Consider the following 13,680-nt stretch of genomic DNA (forward strand, 5'->3'; position numbering starts at 1 on the left):
GGTGAGCGACTCGCCGCGGGTGGCGGGAAATTCGGCGGCTGTCCGCGGCTATTTCAGCGTCGCCGACGACGGTCGGCCATGCACCCGACTGCGGAGCGGTTCGCCGACCGCGCACGCGCGGAGTACGACTTCGAAGCGTCCGTCGAGGAGTTCCCGGACGGAACGAAAACCGCGGCCGACGCGGCTGACGCCGTCGGCTGCACCGTCGGCCAGATCGTCAAGAGCATCGTCCTCACCGCCGACGGCGACCCGGTCGTCGTGTTGACCGCCGGCGACCACCGCGTGGACGAGGACGGATTCGCGGCAGCCGTCGGCGCCGACGCCGTCGAGATGGCCGACGCCGACGAGGTGAAAGCCGCCACTGGGTGGAGTATCGGCGGCGTCCCCCCGTTCTGTCACGACACCGACCTCCCGGTGTACCTGGACGAGTCGCTGACCGCTCACGACACCGTCTGGGCGGCGGCCGGCACGCCTGAAGCGGTGTTCGCGGTGGCTCCGGACGCGCTGCGGCGTATCGCGTCTCCCGAACCGGTCGCGGCGTTCACGGAGGCGTAAACCTCGATGCGCTATATCGAATCTCTCCCGGACCGGCCGCTCCGGGAGTCCGAACTGGAGTCGCTCCGCGAGGCGGACAGCGTCGTGGAGGCCGCGCCGCTCGGCGTCGCGGACGACGAAATCCGGGCCCTGGCGATACAGGTCGGTGACCGACTGTTCGGACTGGGCTACGATGACGCCGACGGCTGGACCGAAGTCGACACCCGGGAGGCCGCCGACCCGGAAGACCTCGCGGCCGTCCGCGACTCGCTGAAGAACTGGGACGCCAAACGGTCCGACGACTGACTCTCGGAGCAACGATTCTGTGGCCGACCGCGTCCGAGCGACCGCCTTAGCGAGGAACCGGTGGCGTCCCGATAGGTGGTGTCCCGCCGATACCGGGTTCGGAACCGAACTGCTATATCCCCGGGGAGCGTTTCCCCGGTGATGGCAGTAGAACAGGAACTGGCGGCAGCGGACCCCGGGCCGTGCCCGGTCATCGACGCGCTCGAACAGGTCGGCTCGCAGTGGCGACTCGTCGTACTGCACGACCTGCAGGACGGCGAAAAGCGTTTCAACGAACTGAAGCGCTCCACCGACTCCAGCGCGCGGACGCTCTCGCGCGTCCTCGACGACCTCCAGGAACTCGGATTCGTCCACAAGCGGATGGAGCCGGACGCTCCGGTCGCGACGTACTACTCGCTCACCGAGAAGGGCGAGTCGCTCGAGCCCGTGTTCGAGGAGATCGAAGGCTGGGCGGGCGAGTGGCTCGACGCCTGCGCCGAGTGACCGGCCGCTCGTCTCCGGGCTGCACCGTCGGTCCGTCGCGAGGATAGCGGGTTTTATTCGCGCCGCCGCCGCGTGTCGAGTCGATGGAGTCGGTCCCCGAATCGTTCGCGACGACGCACGCCGTCGGCGTCGGCGACGCGCGGTCGCTGCCGCTCCCCGACGACAGCGTCGAGCTCGTCGTCACGTCGCCGCCGTACCCGATGATAGAGCAGTGGGACGACCTCTTCGCCGACCTCGACCCCGACGTCGCCGCGGCGCTCGACGCCGGGGACGGCGACGACGCCTTCGACCTGATGCACGAGGCGCTCGCGCCCGCCTGGGACGAACTGAGCCGCGTGCTCGTCGACGGCGGCGTCGCCTGCGTCAACGTCGGCGACGCGACGCGGTCCATCGGCGGCCGCTTCCGGCTCTACCCGAACCACGCCCGGATGAGCGAGGCGCTCCGCGACCGCGGGCTCGACCAGCTCCCGGGCGTTCTCTGGCGGAAACCGACGAACGCGCCGACGAAGTTCATGGGGTCGGGGACGCTCCCGCCGAACGCCTACGTCACGCTGGAACACGAACACGTCATGGTGTTCCGGAACGGCGACGGCCGCAGATTCGACCCCGGCGACCCGGACCGGTACGGCGCGGCGTACTTCTGGGAGGAGCGGAACAGGTGGTTCTCGGAGGCGTGGGAGGGGCTCCGCGGCGAGGGCCAGCGGCTCGGCGACGACGCGCCCCGCGACCGCGCCGCCGCGTTCCCCGTCGAACTGCCGTACCGCCTCCTCAACATGTACTCGGTGTACGGCGACACGGTGCTCGACCCGTTCTGGGGCACCGGGACGACGACGCTCGCGGCGATGGCCGCCGGCCGGAACTCCGTCGGCGTCGAACGCGACCCCGGGTTCGCCGCCGACTTCGAGGACAGGCTCGCGGACCTCCCGGAGCGCTCTCGCGACCGCGCCCGCGGCCGCCTCCGAGACCACCGCGCGTTCCTCGCCGACCGCGACGAGCCGGCCGGCTACGACCACGAACACTACGGCTTCGGCGTCGTCACGAAACGCGAACGACGGCTCCGCGTCGTCGCCGCGGACGACGTCGACCGCATCACCGGCGGGTACCGCGCCCACCACTCCGTCGTCGACCCGGAGTAGACTTCTCCGATTCGCTTCGCCGTCCCCGACTTTTGCTGCTCCTGTTTTGCGGAGTCACGTGTCGCCACGTCACCACATCGCCACTCACCGCGTCGCCGCGTCGACGTGGAGGCGCGACGGGAACGATTCGCCCAGCCGAGCCGACCGGATGACGGCGTCGTCGCGGCAACCCCGGCGTCAGGCGGGGTCGAGGTGCGATTCCAGCGGCACGTCGTAGCCGGCGGCCTCGAGGCGGTCAGACGCCTGCTTGTCGACCCGGCCGATGCTGGGGCGCTCCTCCTCGTCGCGGATGAACGCGCAGATCCACTTCGTGAGCTCCTCGACCGTCTCCGCGTCCCCGATGCGGTTGACCTCCCGGAGCGTCTGCTCGTACTCCTCGCGCTGTCGTTCGTACGTCTCGCTCCCGACGTGTTTGCTGTTCGCCTCGTCGATCTCGCGCAACGCGGTCTCGACGTCCATGCCGCGACGTTCGCCGCCGACCCCCAAAAGTCGGGTGGCGGTGGTCTACGCGACTTCGAGCGCGGTGAGGCCGAGCTGCCAGAGCGCGAGCGTCAAGACGAGTCGGCCGACGCTGCCGACGAACGTCGCGATGGCGAACTTCGTGTAGTCGCGTTCCAGCACCGCGAACGCGTAAATCGAGAGCGTGTCCGGGAACCCCGGGACGCAGAGCGCCAGCGCGAGCCCGCCGTAGCCGTACTCCCGTGCGAGCTGCAGCGTCTTCGTCTCCGACCACTCGACGATGTCGAACCGCGAGCGCCGCAGCCACCTGATAATCGGCCCCGACTGCTTCGCCTCCTGGCCGATGTGGAACGCGAACACGGAGCCGAGCGCCTTCGCGACGCCGGAGACGAGGACGATGACCGCCATCTGCGGCCAGAACCCGATGCCGAGGTCGAGCGGTGCGGCGAGGACGACTTCGCTGACGCCGGGAATCGCGAACGCGATGAGAAACGAGTAGACGGCGATGATTCCGAGGCCGACCCACCCGGTCGCGTGTTCGACGAAGCCGGCCATCCACTCGGCGAACTCCCGGACGAGCTCGGAGAGCCACGTGAAGTCCGGCCAGACGGACGCCTCCGCGGACAGCGGCACCGCCGCGGACTGCTGGAGGGCGAGGTCGGCGGCGTGCACCGCCGAATCCGGGGGAAGCACGTCCGGAGGTGACGCGGGCCACAAGTAAACTCCGACGGTTCCGGACGGCGGGTCGCGCGGGCTGACAGTTCCCCGGCTCCGCCCCGTTTGCTAGTCGAGGTGCGCGTCGAGGTCGGCGAGGAACGCGGTCAGCATCTCGCGCGTGACGTGCGGCATGACGACGACGCGGGCCTCCCCGGCGCCGGTGCGGGCGAGCCGCCAGCCCGCCTCGCGAACCGCGCTGAAGGCGGCCTCCGGGAGTTCGAACGCGACGAGCGGCAGCTCCGGGTCGACGACGCGGCAGCCGCGGCCGCGCAGCTCCGCGGCGAGCCAGTCGGCGAGCGACGCGGCGCGCTCGTACTCCTCGCGGTAGCCGTCCGGCCACAGCGCCTCCATCGCGGCCGCGGCCGCCGCGACGCCGGCCCCCGACCGCGTCCCGGTGAGCGTCGCCTGCGACTGCGTCTCCAGATACGGCGTCTCGACGGCGAGCGCGTCCAGCGTCTCCTGCTCCCGCGCGAGAATCCCGCCGGACGGAACGACCGCCCGGCCGGCCTTGTGGGGGTCGACGGTCAGCGTGTCGACGTCGGCGTCCGCGAACCCCCAGTCGTGCCCGGAGAACGGGAGGTAGAACCCGCCCCACGCCGCGTCGACGTGGAACCGCGCCCCGGCGTCCGCCGCCACGTCGGCGAGCGCCGGAATCGGGTCGACGCGGCCGTACTCGGTGCTGCCGGCGACGCCGACGACCAGCGCGGTGTCCTCGTCGACGGCCGCGGTCACGGCGTCGACGTCCGCGCGGTGGTCAGCGTCGGTCGGGACGGTTCGGAGTTCGACGCCCAGCAACTCCGCGGCCTTGTGGAAACTGAAGTGCGCGGATGTCGGCGCGACAACGTTCGGCTCCGCGGTCTCCGCGAGGTTCCGGGCCGCGTGCATCGCCTGGATGTTCGCCTCCGTCCCGCCGCTCGCGACGTAGCCGTTCGGCTCCGACAGCCCGGCGAGGTCGCCGAGCGCGTCGACGACGTCGGCCTCGATGTCGCCGATTTCGCCGTACGTCGCCGGGTCGCCCGGATTCGACGTCAGGAACCGGTCCGCGGCCGCCCGGGCCGCCGGGTGCGGCTCGGTACACATCGACGACAGCACGCGCTCAAACGACTGCGGGCGGCGCTCGGCGACCGGCGTTCGCATACATCCGGGACGGAGCGGCGTCCTGTTAGCGGTTCCGCTTCGGCACGGGCCGCGACCGCCGGCGTCGACGAGGCGGCGCGGAGTCGCCGCCCGAAACCCCGTCGCTGCCGGTCGCCGAGGAAGGACGCGACGAGGGATTCGCGGAAAGAAAACCGATAGAAGGCGGCGGGAATCGGAGCGACGAAATCCAGCGGGTCCGTCCGGCCTGGCTGATTTCGGAGAGTCAGCCGACGGCCGGGGTCAGCGGACCGAATCGAGGATGAGTTTCTGCTCGGTGCGTTTCACTTCGTGCTGGACGTCGCGGACGGCGTCGATGTTCGCGGAGATGGACGAGACGCCCTCCTCCACGAGGAAGTCCACCATCGCCGGCTTCGAGGCGGCCTGCCCGCAGATGCTGGTGTCGACGTCGTTCGCGCGGCACGTCTCGATGACGTCGCCCATCAGTTCGAGCACCGACGGGTGGAGCTCGTCGAACCGGTCGGCGACGGCGGCGTTGTTCCGGTCGACGGCGAGCGTGTACTGCGTGAGGTCGTTCGTCCCGAACGACGCGAAGTCGATGCCGGTGTCGATGAGTTCGTCGATGCTGAGCGCCGCCGCCGGCGTCTCGATCATGACGCCCCAGCGCTGCGCCTCCGGCGAGATGCCGACGTCGCGCATCGCGGCCTTCGCGCGCTCGACGTCGTCGGCGTCCGTGACGAGCGGCAACATCAGTTCGACGTTGTCGTACCCCATCTCCCAGAGCCGGCGGAACGCCTCCAGCTCCTGTTTGAAGACGTCCTGCTTGTCGAGCGACCGGCGGACGCCGCGCCACCCGAGCATCGGGTTGTGCTCTGTGGGCTCGTCGTCGCCGCCTTCGAGTTCGCGGAACTCGTCGGTCGGCGCGTCGAGCGTCCGGGCGCGGACCGGCCGCGGATAGAACTCCTCGGCGGCGGTCCGGATGCCGGAGACGAGTTCGTCGACGTAGGCGTCGGCGCCGTTGTCCGCGATGTACTTCTCCGGGGTCTTGCCGAGCGACAGCACCATGTGCTCGATGCGGAGCAGCCCGACGCCGTCAGCGCCGGTCGCCGCGGCGCGCTCTGCGGCCTCCGGAATCGAGACGTTCACCTTCACCTCCGTCGCCGTCATCGGCTTCACCGGCGTCTCCGGCCGCACGGCCTCGACCGGCTCGTACTCTTCGCCCTCCGACTCGTCGGGGGTGCCGCGGCGAATCGTCCCCTTGTCGCCGTCGAGCGTGATGGCCTGGCCGTCTTCGAGTTCGCGCGTCCCCGACCCGGTGCCGACGACGGCCGGCACGCCGAGTTCGCGGGAGACGATGGCGGCGTGGCTGGTCATGCCGCCCTCGTCGGTGACGATGCCGACGGCGCGCTTCATCGCCGGCACCATGTCCGGCATCGTCATCTCGGTGACGATGACGTCGCCCTCGGCGACCTGGTCGAGGTGGTCGAGTTTCGTGACGACGCGCACCGTCCCGGAGACGACGCCCGGCGACGCACCCAGCCCGCTCAGCAGGACGTCGTCGCCGTCGCCGTTGCCGTTGCCGTCGCCGCCGTCAGTCGCGCCCGCGGCGCCGGCGGCTCCGCCGTTCCCGCCGAGCACGTCCGCGGAGGCGTCGGCGGACTCGCGTTCGGCTTCGGCCGGCGACGTCCCGCCCGACTCGGAGGACTCCGAAATCGTGGTGATGGGCCGCGACTGGAGCATGTACACCTCGCCGTCGACCATCGCCCACTCGACGTCCTGCGGGGAGCCGTAGTGCTCCTCGACGGTCCGGCCGAGTTCGACGAGCCGCTCGATCTCCTCGTCGGAGAGCACGCGCTGTTCGCGTTTCTCCTCGGGGACGTCGCGTTCGACCGTCTCGCCGGTCTCGGGGTCCTTCTCCAGCAGCAGTTTCTTGTCGGCGACCGTCACCTCCTCGGTTTCTGCGGTCTCGCGGTCGACGACGTAGTTGTCCGGCGAGACGGTGCCGGAGACGACGGCTTCGCCGAGCCCCCACGCCGCCTCGATGATGATGCGCGGCTCGCCGGTCGACGGGTGGCTCGTGAACATGACGCCGGACTTCTCGGCGTCGACCATCAGCTGGACGACCACCGCGATGTCGACCTCGTCGTGCGGGAACCCCTGTCGCTGCCGGTAGTAGATGGCGCGCTGGCTGAACAGCGACGCCCAGCACTCCTTGACGCGGTCGAGCAGCTGGTCTTCGGTGACGTTCAGGAACGTCTCCTGCTGGCCCGCGAACGACGCGTCCGGCAGGTCCTCGGCGGTCGCGGACGACCGGACCGCGACGAACGCCTCCTCGCCGTCGTCGCCGACGCTCCGGTAGGCGGACAGCACCTCCTCCTTGACGGACTCCGGCAGGTCCGTGTTCGTGATGAGTTCGTGGGCGGTGCGTTCGGCCTCGGCGAGCGCCGCCGAGTCCTCCGGGTCGATGTCGACCGCCTCGAACAGTTCCTCGTCGATTCCGGCTTCCTCGATGAACGTCCGGTACGTTTCGGCCGTCACGACGAATCCCGGTGGCACGGGCAGGCCCGCGGTCGTGAGTTCTCCGAGCGAGGCCGCCTTGCCGCCGACGGTTTCGACGTCGTCGGCGGCGACGTCATCCAGCCAAAGTACAGCCATCTCGTATACGAGGGGTTCCCTGACTCGCTAAAGAACCTTCCGACGCACGCAAACGCGAAATTTTCGTACTCGCGACCGAGTACCTCTTTTCCGGCCGGCATCGGAGACGGTACCGGCCCGACAGAACGAGCCCTCAGAAAAGCTCCGAATACCAATGCAGTCGGACGATTTCATTCTGAGGAGTCACTCAGAGAAAGTCGGTGACTAAGGGGCGAATCGGAGGATTCGACTCAGGCCTCGATGATGTCGTCTTCTTCGGGGTCGGGGACGCGGATAGTGCCGTCGAAGGCGGTCACGGCGTCGCCGCCGACGGTCGGCTTCCGGCCGCCTGCGGCGCGGACGTACACGTGGCCCGGGCGGTCGACGAAGTGGCCCTGCTCGAACGTCATCACGTCGGGCGTCCCGTCGAACGCGCCGAAGTGGTCGAGGTAGGCGCCGCAGGCGCCGGAGGCGGTCCCGGTCACCGGGTCCTCGGGGACGCCGGCGCCGGGGACGAAACACCGGCCGTGCAGCGTCGACTCCGCGTCGAGCGCGTCGAACGTGAACGCGTAGACGCCGGCGGCATCGTGGTCGGCCGCGAGCGCCTCCACCGCGGCGAAGTCGGGGTCCATGTTCCCGACGCGTTCGAGGAAGTTCACCGGGACGACGAGGAACGGGAGCCCCGAGGTGGCGTACGCGACCGGGAGTTCCGCGCCGACGTCGCGGAAGGCGTTCGGGTCGCAGCCGAGCGCGTCGCCGACGCGGTCGTAGTCGACGTCGACCTCGTACACCTCCGGGCTGTTCTGGGTCATCCAGACGCGGCCGTCGTCGGTGACTTCCACGTCGAGCACGCCGACGTTGGTCTCCAGCGTGTGCGCCCCGGGGTCGACCGCGCCGGTTTCGGCGAGGTGGGCGTGGGTCGCGATGGTCGCGTGCCCGCACAGGTCGACCTCCGTCGTCGGCGTGAAGTACCGGACGCGGCGGTCGGCGTCCGCCGACGGCAGCACGAACGCCGTCTCGCTCACCGAGAGCTCTCGGGCGACGGCCTGCATCTGGTCGTCGGTCAGCCCGTCGGCGTCCGGGACGACGCCGGCGGCGTTTCCGGCGAGCGGCTCGGTCGTGAACGCGTCCACGAGCAGCGCTGCCCGACTCTCACCGCCGACCGAATCCGTGTCGCTGTCCATGCGGACGGATTCGGCTGCCGTCCCCTTAAACTCGGGACTGTCTCGGACGCGGACAGCGGCCACCGCCGCCGACGGTGCTGACGGGCCAGTGGTGTCTCCGATTCGCGCCCCCGTCTCGCGGTTCGATGCCGAACTGCCCTCGGCGCGACGGCTCCGTGCGCGAACCGCTTTTGTGAGTGGGTGTGTAGGTCACTGGCATGGCTCGAATCAACCCTGCGACCGGCGCCGAACTCGACCCGGTGCCGTCGGATAGCGACGCCGACGTGGAGGCCGCGCTGACGGACGCGGCGGAGACGTTCCCGTCGTGGGCGGCCCGCGGCATCGACGAGCGCCGGTCGCTGCTCGCGAACGCCGCGGAGGCGCTCCGCGACAACGCCGACGAGTACGCCGAACTGATGACGCGCGAGATGGGGAAGCCCGTCGACGCCGCGCGCTCGGAGGTCGAAAAGTGCGCGTGGGTCTGTGACCACTACGCCGAACACGCTGCCGACTACCTCCAGGACGACCACCAGCCCGGGCCGCCCGACGCGGAGACGTTCGTCGCGCACGAACCGCTCGGTGCGGTGCTCGCGGTCATGCCGTGGAACTTCCCGTTCTGGCAGGTGTTCCGGTTCGCCGCGCCGCACCTCACCGCCGGCAACGTCGGCCTGCTGAAACACGCCTCGAACGTCCCCGGGTGCGCCCGCGCCATCGAGGACGTGTTCGCCGAGGCGGGCTACCCCGACGGCGTCTTCCAGAGCCTCGTCGTCGACGCCGACACCGCCGAGGACGTCATCCGCGACGACCGCGTCGCCGCCGTCACGCTCACGGGCAGCGAACCGGCCGGCCGCGCCGTCGCCGAGACCGCCGGCCGCGAACTCAAGAAGACGGTGCTCGAACTCGGGGGCAGCGACCCGTTCGTCGTCCTCGACGACGCCGACGTCGCCGCCGCGGCACGGACCGGCGCCCGCGCGCGAACCATCAACTCAGGGCAGTCCTGCATCGCGGCCAAGCGGTTCGTGGTGCACGCCGACGTCTACGACGAGTTCCTCGACCGCTTCGTCGACGAACTCGCGGGGCTCACCGTCGGCGACCCGACCGACGAGGACACCGACGTCGGCCCGCAGGCCCGCGCCGACCTCATGGCGGACCTCCACGACCAGGTGGAGCGCAGCGTCGACGCCGGCGCGACCCTCGAACTCGGCGGCGAACCGCTCGACCGCGACGGCTTCTACTACCCGCCGACGGTGCTCACCGACGTGCCGCGCGACGCCGCCGCGGCCGTCGAGGAGGTGTTCGGCCCCGTCGCCGCCGTCTTTGAGGTCGACGACGAGGCGGAGGCGGTCGCGCTCGCGAACGACACCGACCTCGGCCTCGGCGCCTCCGTCTGGACCGCCGACCGCGACCGCGGCCGCGCGCTCGCCCGCCGCATCGACGCCGGCGCCGTCTTCGTGAACGAACTCGTGAAGTCCGACCCGCGGCTCCCGTTCGGCGGCGTCGGCGACTCCGGCTACGGCCGCGAACTCGGCCGCGACGGCATCCGCGAGTTCACGAACCGGAAAACCGTCTGGGTGCAAGACGCCGACGGCGACGCGGCCTCGCGCTCCGAATAGCCGCGCAGTCCTGCGGTTCTCTGTCTCTCGTCGCCGATTCGGGGCGCGGATTCGGTCGACGCTCGCCCGACACGACTAAATCGCGGAGCCCACATGCACGAACAATGACCGAGATTCATCCGGGCCAGCGGGTCGCGGTTCTCGCGGACTCGCAGAACCTCTATCACTCGGCCCAGAGCGTCTACTCGCGGAACATCGACTACTCGGCGATGCTCGACAAGGGCGTCCAGGAGCGGACGCTGACGCGCGCCATCGCGTACGTCATCCGGGCGGACTCGCCGGACGAGCAGTCGTTCTTCGAGGCGCTTCGCGACATCGGGTTCGAGACGAAGATCAAGGACATCAAGACGTTCGGCGACGGCTCGAAGAAGGCAGACTGGGACCTCGGGATGAGCCTCGACGCGGTGACGCTCGCGGACCACGTCGACACGGTCGTGCTGTGCACCGGCGACGGCGACTTCGCGCGGCTCTGCTCGCACCTCAGACACGAGGGCGTCCGCGTCGAAGTGCTCGGCTTCGAGGAGTCGACCGCCAGCGAACTGAAGGAGGCCGCGGACTCGTTCATCGACATGAGCGAGCGCGAAGACACCTTCCTGCTGTGAGCTCGACGCGAGGCCTCCCGTCGCTCCGCACCGTCGCCGACTACCAGTTCGGCCGCGGCGTCGGCGACGCGCTGTTCCCGCCCGAGGCGACCGACCTCGAGGTCCGCCGGTCCACCAGCGGCCGGCCCCGCCAGGTCGTCTGTGACGCCGGCCGCATCGTCTCGTACGGCACCGACGGCCGGTTCACGCTCGGCCTCGAAGGCGGCCGCCGGCTCCGCGACGCGCTCGAACACCCCGGGTACAGCGTCGTCGTCGGCGACGAGTCCGCGCCGTTCGTCCGCGACGGCAAGAACGTGTTCGCGAAGTTCGTCTCCGCCGTCGACGACCGCGTCCGCCCGACCGACGAAGTCGCCGTCGTCCACGAGGACGGCACGCTGCTCGCGGTCGGCCGCGCCGAACTCTCCGCCGACGGGATGCGCGACTTCGACAGCGGCATGGCCGTGAAAGTCCGAAACGGCGCCGACGACTGAAACGACCGAGTCGTCCCCGCGGACGACGCGTCCGGCGTCGCCCCGGCCTCAGAGCAGCAGCGCGGCGAGCCACCCGGCCACGGCGCCGCCGTTCACCCACGGGAGCCCCGCGTGCAGGCCGCGCCGTCGGTGGACGAGCACCTGAAGCGCCGCGAACCCGGCGAACGACCCGACGAGCGCTCCGACCGCCGGGGCGGGGAGCACCGGCACCAGGGACGGCGCCGCTTCGACCGACCAATCGCCGAGGGCGGCGGCGCCGTGGACGGCGGCGCTCGACGTCAGAAGCGCCGGGAACAGCGCGTCGCCGGCGCCGAGAATCGCGGCGGTGGGCGCGCGTGCCGGCGCGCCGTCCCGGTCGCCGGCGTCGACGGTGAACGCCGCGTCGTCGTAGTCGTCGCTCGTCGGAACCACGAACATCGACGGGAGCCGGAGGTCCGAGGCCGCGTCCGCCATCGCCCCCATGTGGCCCGAGCCGTACACCGCGTAGACGTCGTACGCAGCGACGGCGACGAGCGCGGCCGCCGCGTACGCCGGGTCGAGACTCGCGCCGAACAGGCCCGCGGCGCCCGCGACGGCGACGACGGCGACGGCGTTCCTGACCGCCGGACGCGGCACGAACCAGACGAGGCCGACGCCCGCCGCGGCCAGCACCGCGCCGACGACGTCGCCGACGAACGCGGACAGCGCGAACCAGAGCGCCGCGCCGACGGACGCCACCATGACCGCGCGGACGGCGCGCCGACTCACGCCGAACCGGGCGACGGCGAGCGACAGCGCGGTGCCGAACGCCACGCCGAGCACGAGCGGAAGCAGCGCGTCGCCGCCGTCGCCGTACCGGAGCCCGGACGACGCGAGTCGCGGCGCGACGAGCACCGCGAGGAGCTGGACGGCGCCGAACAGCGCCGCGGTTCCGAGGACGCCGCGGACGCGCGGTCCGCCCAGCGCCCCGGGCAGACGGCTCACAGGTACGGCGCCAGCCCGAGCGCTTCCACCAGCGGGACGCCGACCGCGACCGAGCCGAGCAGGTAGCCGCCGATGGCGCCGCCGTTCAGCAGCGGCAGTCCGGCGTGCGGCCGCCCCTTCAGCACCATCCGGAGGAGGACGCCGAGCCCCGCGAAGGTGCCGACGACGGCGAGCAGCGACGGCAGCCCCATCGCGGGGAGACCGGGGACGCCGAGCGCCGGGGCCGGCGAGAAGAACGCCGCGGAGGCGACCATGACGGCCGGCATGACGGCGTCACCGAGGCCGATGAAGAACACCTCCCGGTCCGCCTCGTCGGTGCCCTCCGTCGCGTCGGTCACGTCGTCCTGGTCGAGCAGCGAGAACGACAGCGACAGCGGAATCACCAGCACCACCGGGATGTTGAGTTCGAGGACGCCCTCCGCGAGGTCCAGCATGTGCTCGGTGCCGTAGACTGAGATGGCGTCGTACACCGCGAGCACCGACAGCAGCAACACCGCGGGGAGCAGCCCGAAGCTGATGCCGAACAGGCCGGCCGCGCCGGCGCCGATGATGGCGCCCGCGGCGTCGATGACGTACCACTCCGGGTACAGCCACAGCGCCGCGACGACGACCGCGGAGGCCGCGACGGCGCCGACGCCGGGCAGGAAGACGGAGAACACGTACCACGACAGCATCCCGGAGGACAGCAGGATGACGCCGCGGACGACGTTGTCGAGGTCGAACCTGAACGCCGCCAGCATCAGCCCGGTGACGACGAGAATCGCGAGGAGGTAGACGGCGCTGTTCGTCGGGTTCTGCGGGTTCTCGACGGTCTGGTAGTTCATCGCGTCGAACGTCGGCACGAGCGCAACCGCGCCGAGCTGGACGACGAGGAAGACGACGGCGGCGATGGCGACGCCGCGGGCCGCGCGGGTGTTCATCGCCTCGCGGTTCGTCGCCGCCGGGTTTGGTGGTTGTGGTTCACCCCCTGCGTCGACGAGTCGCGCCGGCCGGTTTCGCAGTAGTCGGCCCATTTCGTATCGTCGCATCCGGTTTATCGAACCGCGGTGTGCGGCGCAGCGTTCCGGGCTGAAACGGCCGTATTCAGGCGATAGGGAGCTCGTGGGGCGTCATCCGGATGTCTGACGCGGGTTTATACGCCTGGAGCGTGCCAAACCGGGTATGGGAAACAGGGTTGAGGACCTCGAGAAGCAGGTCGCCGAACTGCAAGCAGCAGTCGACGGACTGACCGAGGAGCTCGTCGAGACGAAGGAGCGAATCAGTCAGCTCGAAGCGGCGACGACCGTCGAGGAGTCCGGGTCGGAGTCGGGCGACAGCCACGCCGAGTTCGTGCCGAACGAGTCGGCGACCGAGCAGTCCGCCGCCGACGACGACGGGCCGGTCGAGTCGGAAGGGTCGGCGCAGACCGCCGCCCGCGGCGGCTCCGAGGAGGACGCCGACGCTGACGGCGACGACGGCGACGACGGCGACGCCGAGGACTCCGACGACATCATCGTCGCGTAAGC

General features: G+C 70.8%; 15 protein-coding genes. 8 read left to right on the plus strand and 7 right to left on the minus strand.

The genetic code is table 11. The features are described 5' to 3' along the window. The first annotated feature begins 78 nt into the window (after positions 1-78). From ACQUST_RS11030 to ACQUST_RS11045, 4 genes are all read left to right on the plus strand, one after another. The gene (locus ACQUST_RS11030) at positions 79-555 is read left to right on the plus strand and encodes a YbaK/EbsC family protein (RefSeq protein ID WP_435128240.1); all 477 of its coding nucleotides are present in this window, start codon (positions 79-81) and stop codon (positions 553-555) included. 6 nt (positions 556-561) lie between these two features. Continuing rightward, positions 562-840, plus strand: a complete 279-nt coding sequence (locus ACQUST_RS11035) for a hypothetical protein (protein WP_435128242.1) — start codon at positions 562-564, stop codon at positions 838-840. 141 nt (positions 841-981) lie between these two features. Continuing rightward, on the plus strand, positions 982-1,323 hold the full coding sequence (locus ACQUST_RS11040) for a winged helix-turn-helix transcriptional regulator (RefSeq protein ID WP_435128243.1): 342 nt from the start codon (positions 982-984) through the stop codon (positions 1,321-1,323). 83 nt (positions 1,324-1,406) lie between these two features. Beyond that, entirely contained in the window at positions 1,407-2,459 is a 1,053-nt protein-coding gene (locus ACQUST_RS11045) for a DNA-methyltransferase (RefSeq protein ID WP_435128245.1), read from the plus strand. Positions 2,460-2,636: 177 nt separating this feature from the next. On the opposite strand, the gene ACQUST_RS11050 is transcribed toward ACQUST_RS11045, so the two are convergent. The 5 genes from ACQUST_RS11050 to ACQUST_RS11070 form a co-directional block, all read right to left on the minus strand. Beyond that, entirely contained in the window at positions 2,637-2,918 is a 282-nt protein-coding gene (locus ACQUST_RS11050) for a hypothetical protein (protein WP_435128247.1), read from the minus strand. Positions 2,919-2,963: 45 nt separating this feature from the next. Then, on the minus strand, positions 2,964-3,473 hold the full coding sequence (locus ACQUST_RS11055; RefSeq protein ID WP_435129334.1) for a YqaA family protein: 510 nt from the start codon (positions 3,471-3,473) through the stop codon (positions 2,964-2,966). Between the two features lie 228 nt (positions 3,474-3,701). Further along, complete coding sequence (gene mfnA / locus ACQUST_RS11060; protein ID WP_435128249.1) at positions 3,702-4,772, minus strand: tyrosine decarboxylase MfnA; 1,071 nt, start codon at positions 4,770-4,772, stop codon at positions 3,702-3,704. 240 nt (positions 4,773-5,012) lie between these two features. Further along, the gene (gene ppsA, locus ACQUST_RS11065; protein WP_435128250.1) at positions 5,013-7,385 is read right to left on the minus strand and encodes a phosphoenolpyruvate synthase; all 2,373 of its coding nucleotides are present in this window, start codon (positions 7,383-7,385) and stop codon (positions 5,013-5,015) included. A gap of 230 nt (positions 7,386-7,615) precedes the next feature. Continuing rightward, the gene (locus ACQUST_RS11070) at positions 7,616-8,548 is read right to left on the minus strand and encodes a PhzF family phenazine biosynthesis protein (protein WP_435128252.1); all 933 of its coding nucleotides are present in this window, start codon (positions 8,546-8,548) and stop codon (positions 7,616-7,618) included. Between the two features lie 197 nt (positions 8,549-8,745). Here ACQUST_RS11070 and ACQUST_RS11075 point away from each other — a divergent pair, with 197 nt between their 5' ends. The 3 genes from ACQUST_RS11075 (at position 8,746) to ACQUST_RS11085 (ending at position 11,212) form a co-directional block, all read left to right on the plus strand. Continuing rightward, the gene (locus ACQUST_RS11075) at positions 8,746-10,140 is read left to right on the plus strand and encodes an NAD-dependent succinate-semialdehyde dehydrogenase (protein WP_435128253.1); all 1,395 of its coding nucleotides are present in this window, start codon (positions 8,746-8,748) and stop codon (positions 10,138-10,140) included. A 104-nt stretch (positions 10,141-10,244) separates the two neighbouring features. Continuing rightward, on the plus strand, positions 10,245-10,742 hold the full coding sequence (locus ACQUST_RS11080; RefSeq protein ID WP_435128255.1) for an NYN domain-containing protein: 498 nt from the start codon (positions 10,245-10,247) through the stop codon (positions 10,740-10,742). Further along, positions 10,739-11,212: a PUA domain-containing protein gene (locus ACQUST_RS11085; protein WP_435128257.1), complete on the plus strand. Its 474-nt coding sequence runs from the start codon at positions 10,739-10,741 to the stop codon at positions 11,210-11,212. The genes ACQUST_RS11080 and ACQUST_RS11085 overlap by 4 nt, the downstream gene beginning before the upstream one ends. Before the next feature lie 48 nt (positions 11,213-11,260). Here the strand turns inward: ACQUST_RS11085 and ACQUST_RS11090 are convergent, their stop codons facing one another. Then, positions 11,261-12,175, minus strand: coding sequence for a presenilin family intramembrane aspartyl protease PSH (locus ACQUST_RS11090; RefSeq protein WP_435128259.1), 915 nt, complete (start codon positions 12,173-12,175; stop codon positions 11,261-11,263). Then, the gene (locus ACQUST_RS11095; protein WP_435129337.1) at positions 12,172-13,095 is read right to left on the minus strand and encodes a presenilin family intramembrane aspartyl protease PSH; all 924 of its coding nucleotides are present in this window, start codon (positions 13,093-13,095) and stop codon (positions 12,172-12,174) included. The genes ACQUST_RS11090 and ACQUST_RS11095 overlap by 4 nt, the downstream gene beginning before the upstream one ends. A gap of 241 nt (positions 13,096-13,336) precedes the next feature. Here ACQUST_RS11095 and ACQUST_RS11100 point away from each other — a divergent pair, with 241 nt between their 5' ends. Then, a complete protein-coding gene (locus ACQUST_RS11100; protein WP_435128260.1) occupies positions 13,337-13,678 on the plus strand; it encodes a DUF7518 family protein in 342 nt (113 codons plus the stop codon). The last annotated feature ends 2 nt before the right edge of the window (positions 13,679-13,680 follow it).

Source organism: Halobaculum sp. D14 (assembly GCF_051195135.1).
Lineage (GTDB): Archaea > Halobacteriota > Halobacteria > Halobacteriales > Haloferacaceae > JBNTKA01.

Coding starts and splice junctions, on each gene's coding strand:
- ACQUST_RS11100 (WP_435128260.1), top strand. CDS start 13,337: ATGGGAAACAGGGTTGAGGACCTCGAGAAGCAGGTCGCCGAACTGCAA.
- ACQUST_RS11040 (WP_435128243.1), top strand. CDS start 982: ATGGCAGTAGAACAGGAACTGGCGGCAGCGGACCCCGGGCCGTGCCCG.
- ACQUST_RS11030 (WP_435128240.1), top strand. CDS start 79: ATGCACCCGACTGCGGAGCGGTTCGCCGACCGCGCACGCGCGGAGTAC.
- ACQUST_RS11035 (WP_435128242.1), top strand. CDS start 562: ATGCGCTATATCGAATCTCTCCCGGACCGGCCGCTCCGGGAGTCCGAA.
- ACQUST_RS11050 (WP_435128247.1), bottom strand. CDS start 2,918: ATGGACGTCGAGACCGCGTTGCGCGAGATCGACGAGGCGAACAGCAAA.
- ACQUST_RS11080 (WP_435128255.1), top strand. CDS start 10,245: ATGACCGAGATTCATCCGGGCCAGCGGGTCGCGGTTCTCGCGGACTCG.
- ACQUST_RS11055 (WP_435129334.1), bottom strand. CDS start 3,473: ATGGCCGGCTTCGTCGAACACGCGACCGGGTGGGTCGGCCTCGGAATC.
- ACQUST_RS11075 (WP_435128253.1), top strand. CDS start 8,746: ATGGCTCGAATCAACCCTGCGACCGGCGCCGAACTCGACCCGGTGCCG.
- ACQUST_RS11070 (WP_435128252.1), bottom strand. CDS start 8,548: ATGGACAGCGACACGGATTCGGTCGGCGGTGAGAGTCGGGCAGCGCTG.
- ACQUST_RS11095 (WP_435129337.1), bottom strand. CDS start 13,095: ATGAACACCCGCGCGGCCCGCGGCGTCGCCATCGCCGCCGTCGTCTTC.
- ppsA (WP_435128250.1), bottom strand. CDS start 7,385: ATGGCTGTACTTTGGCTGGATGACGTCGCCGCCGACGACGTCGAAACC.
- ACQUST_RS11045 (WP_435128245.1), top strand. CDS start 1,407: ATGGAGTCGGTCCCCGAATCGTTCGCGACGACGCACGCCGTCGGCGTC.
- mfnA (WP_435128249.1), bottom strand. CDS start 4,772: ATGCGAACGCCGGTCGCCGAGCGCCGCCCGCAGTCGTTTGAGCGCGTG.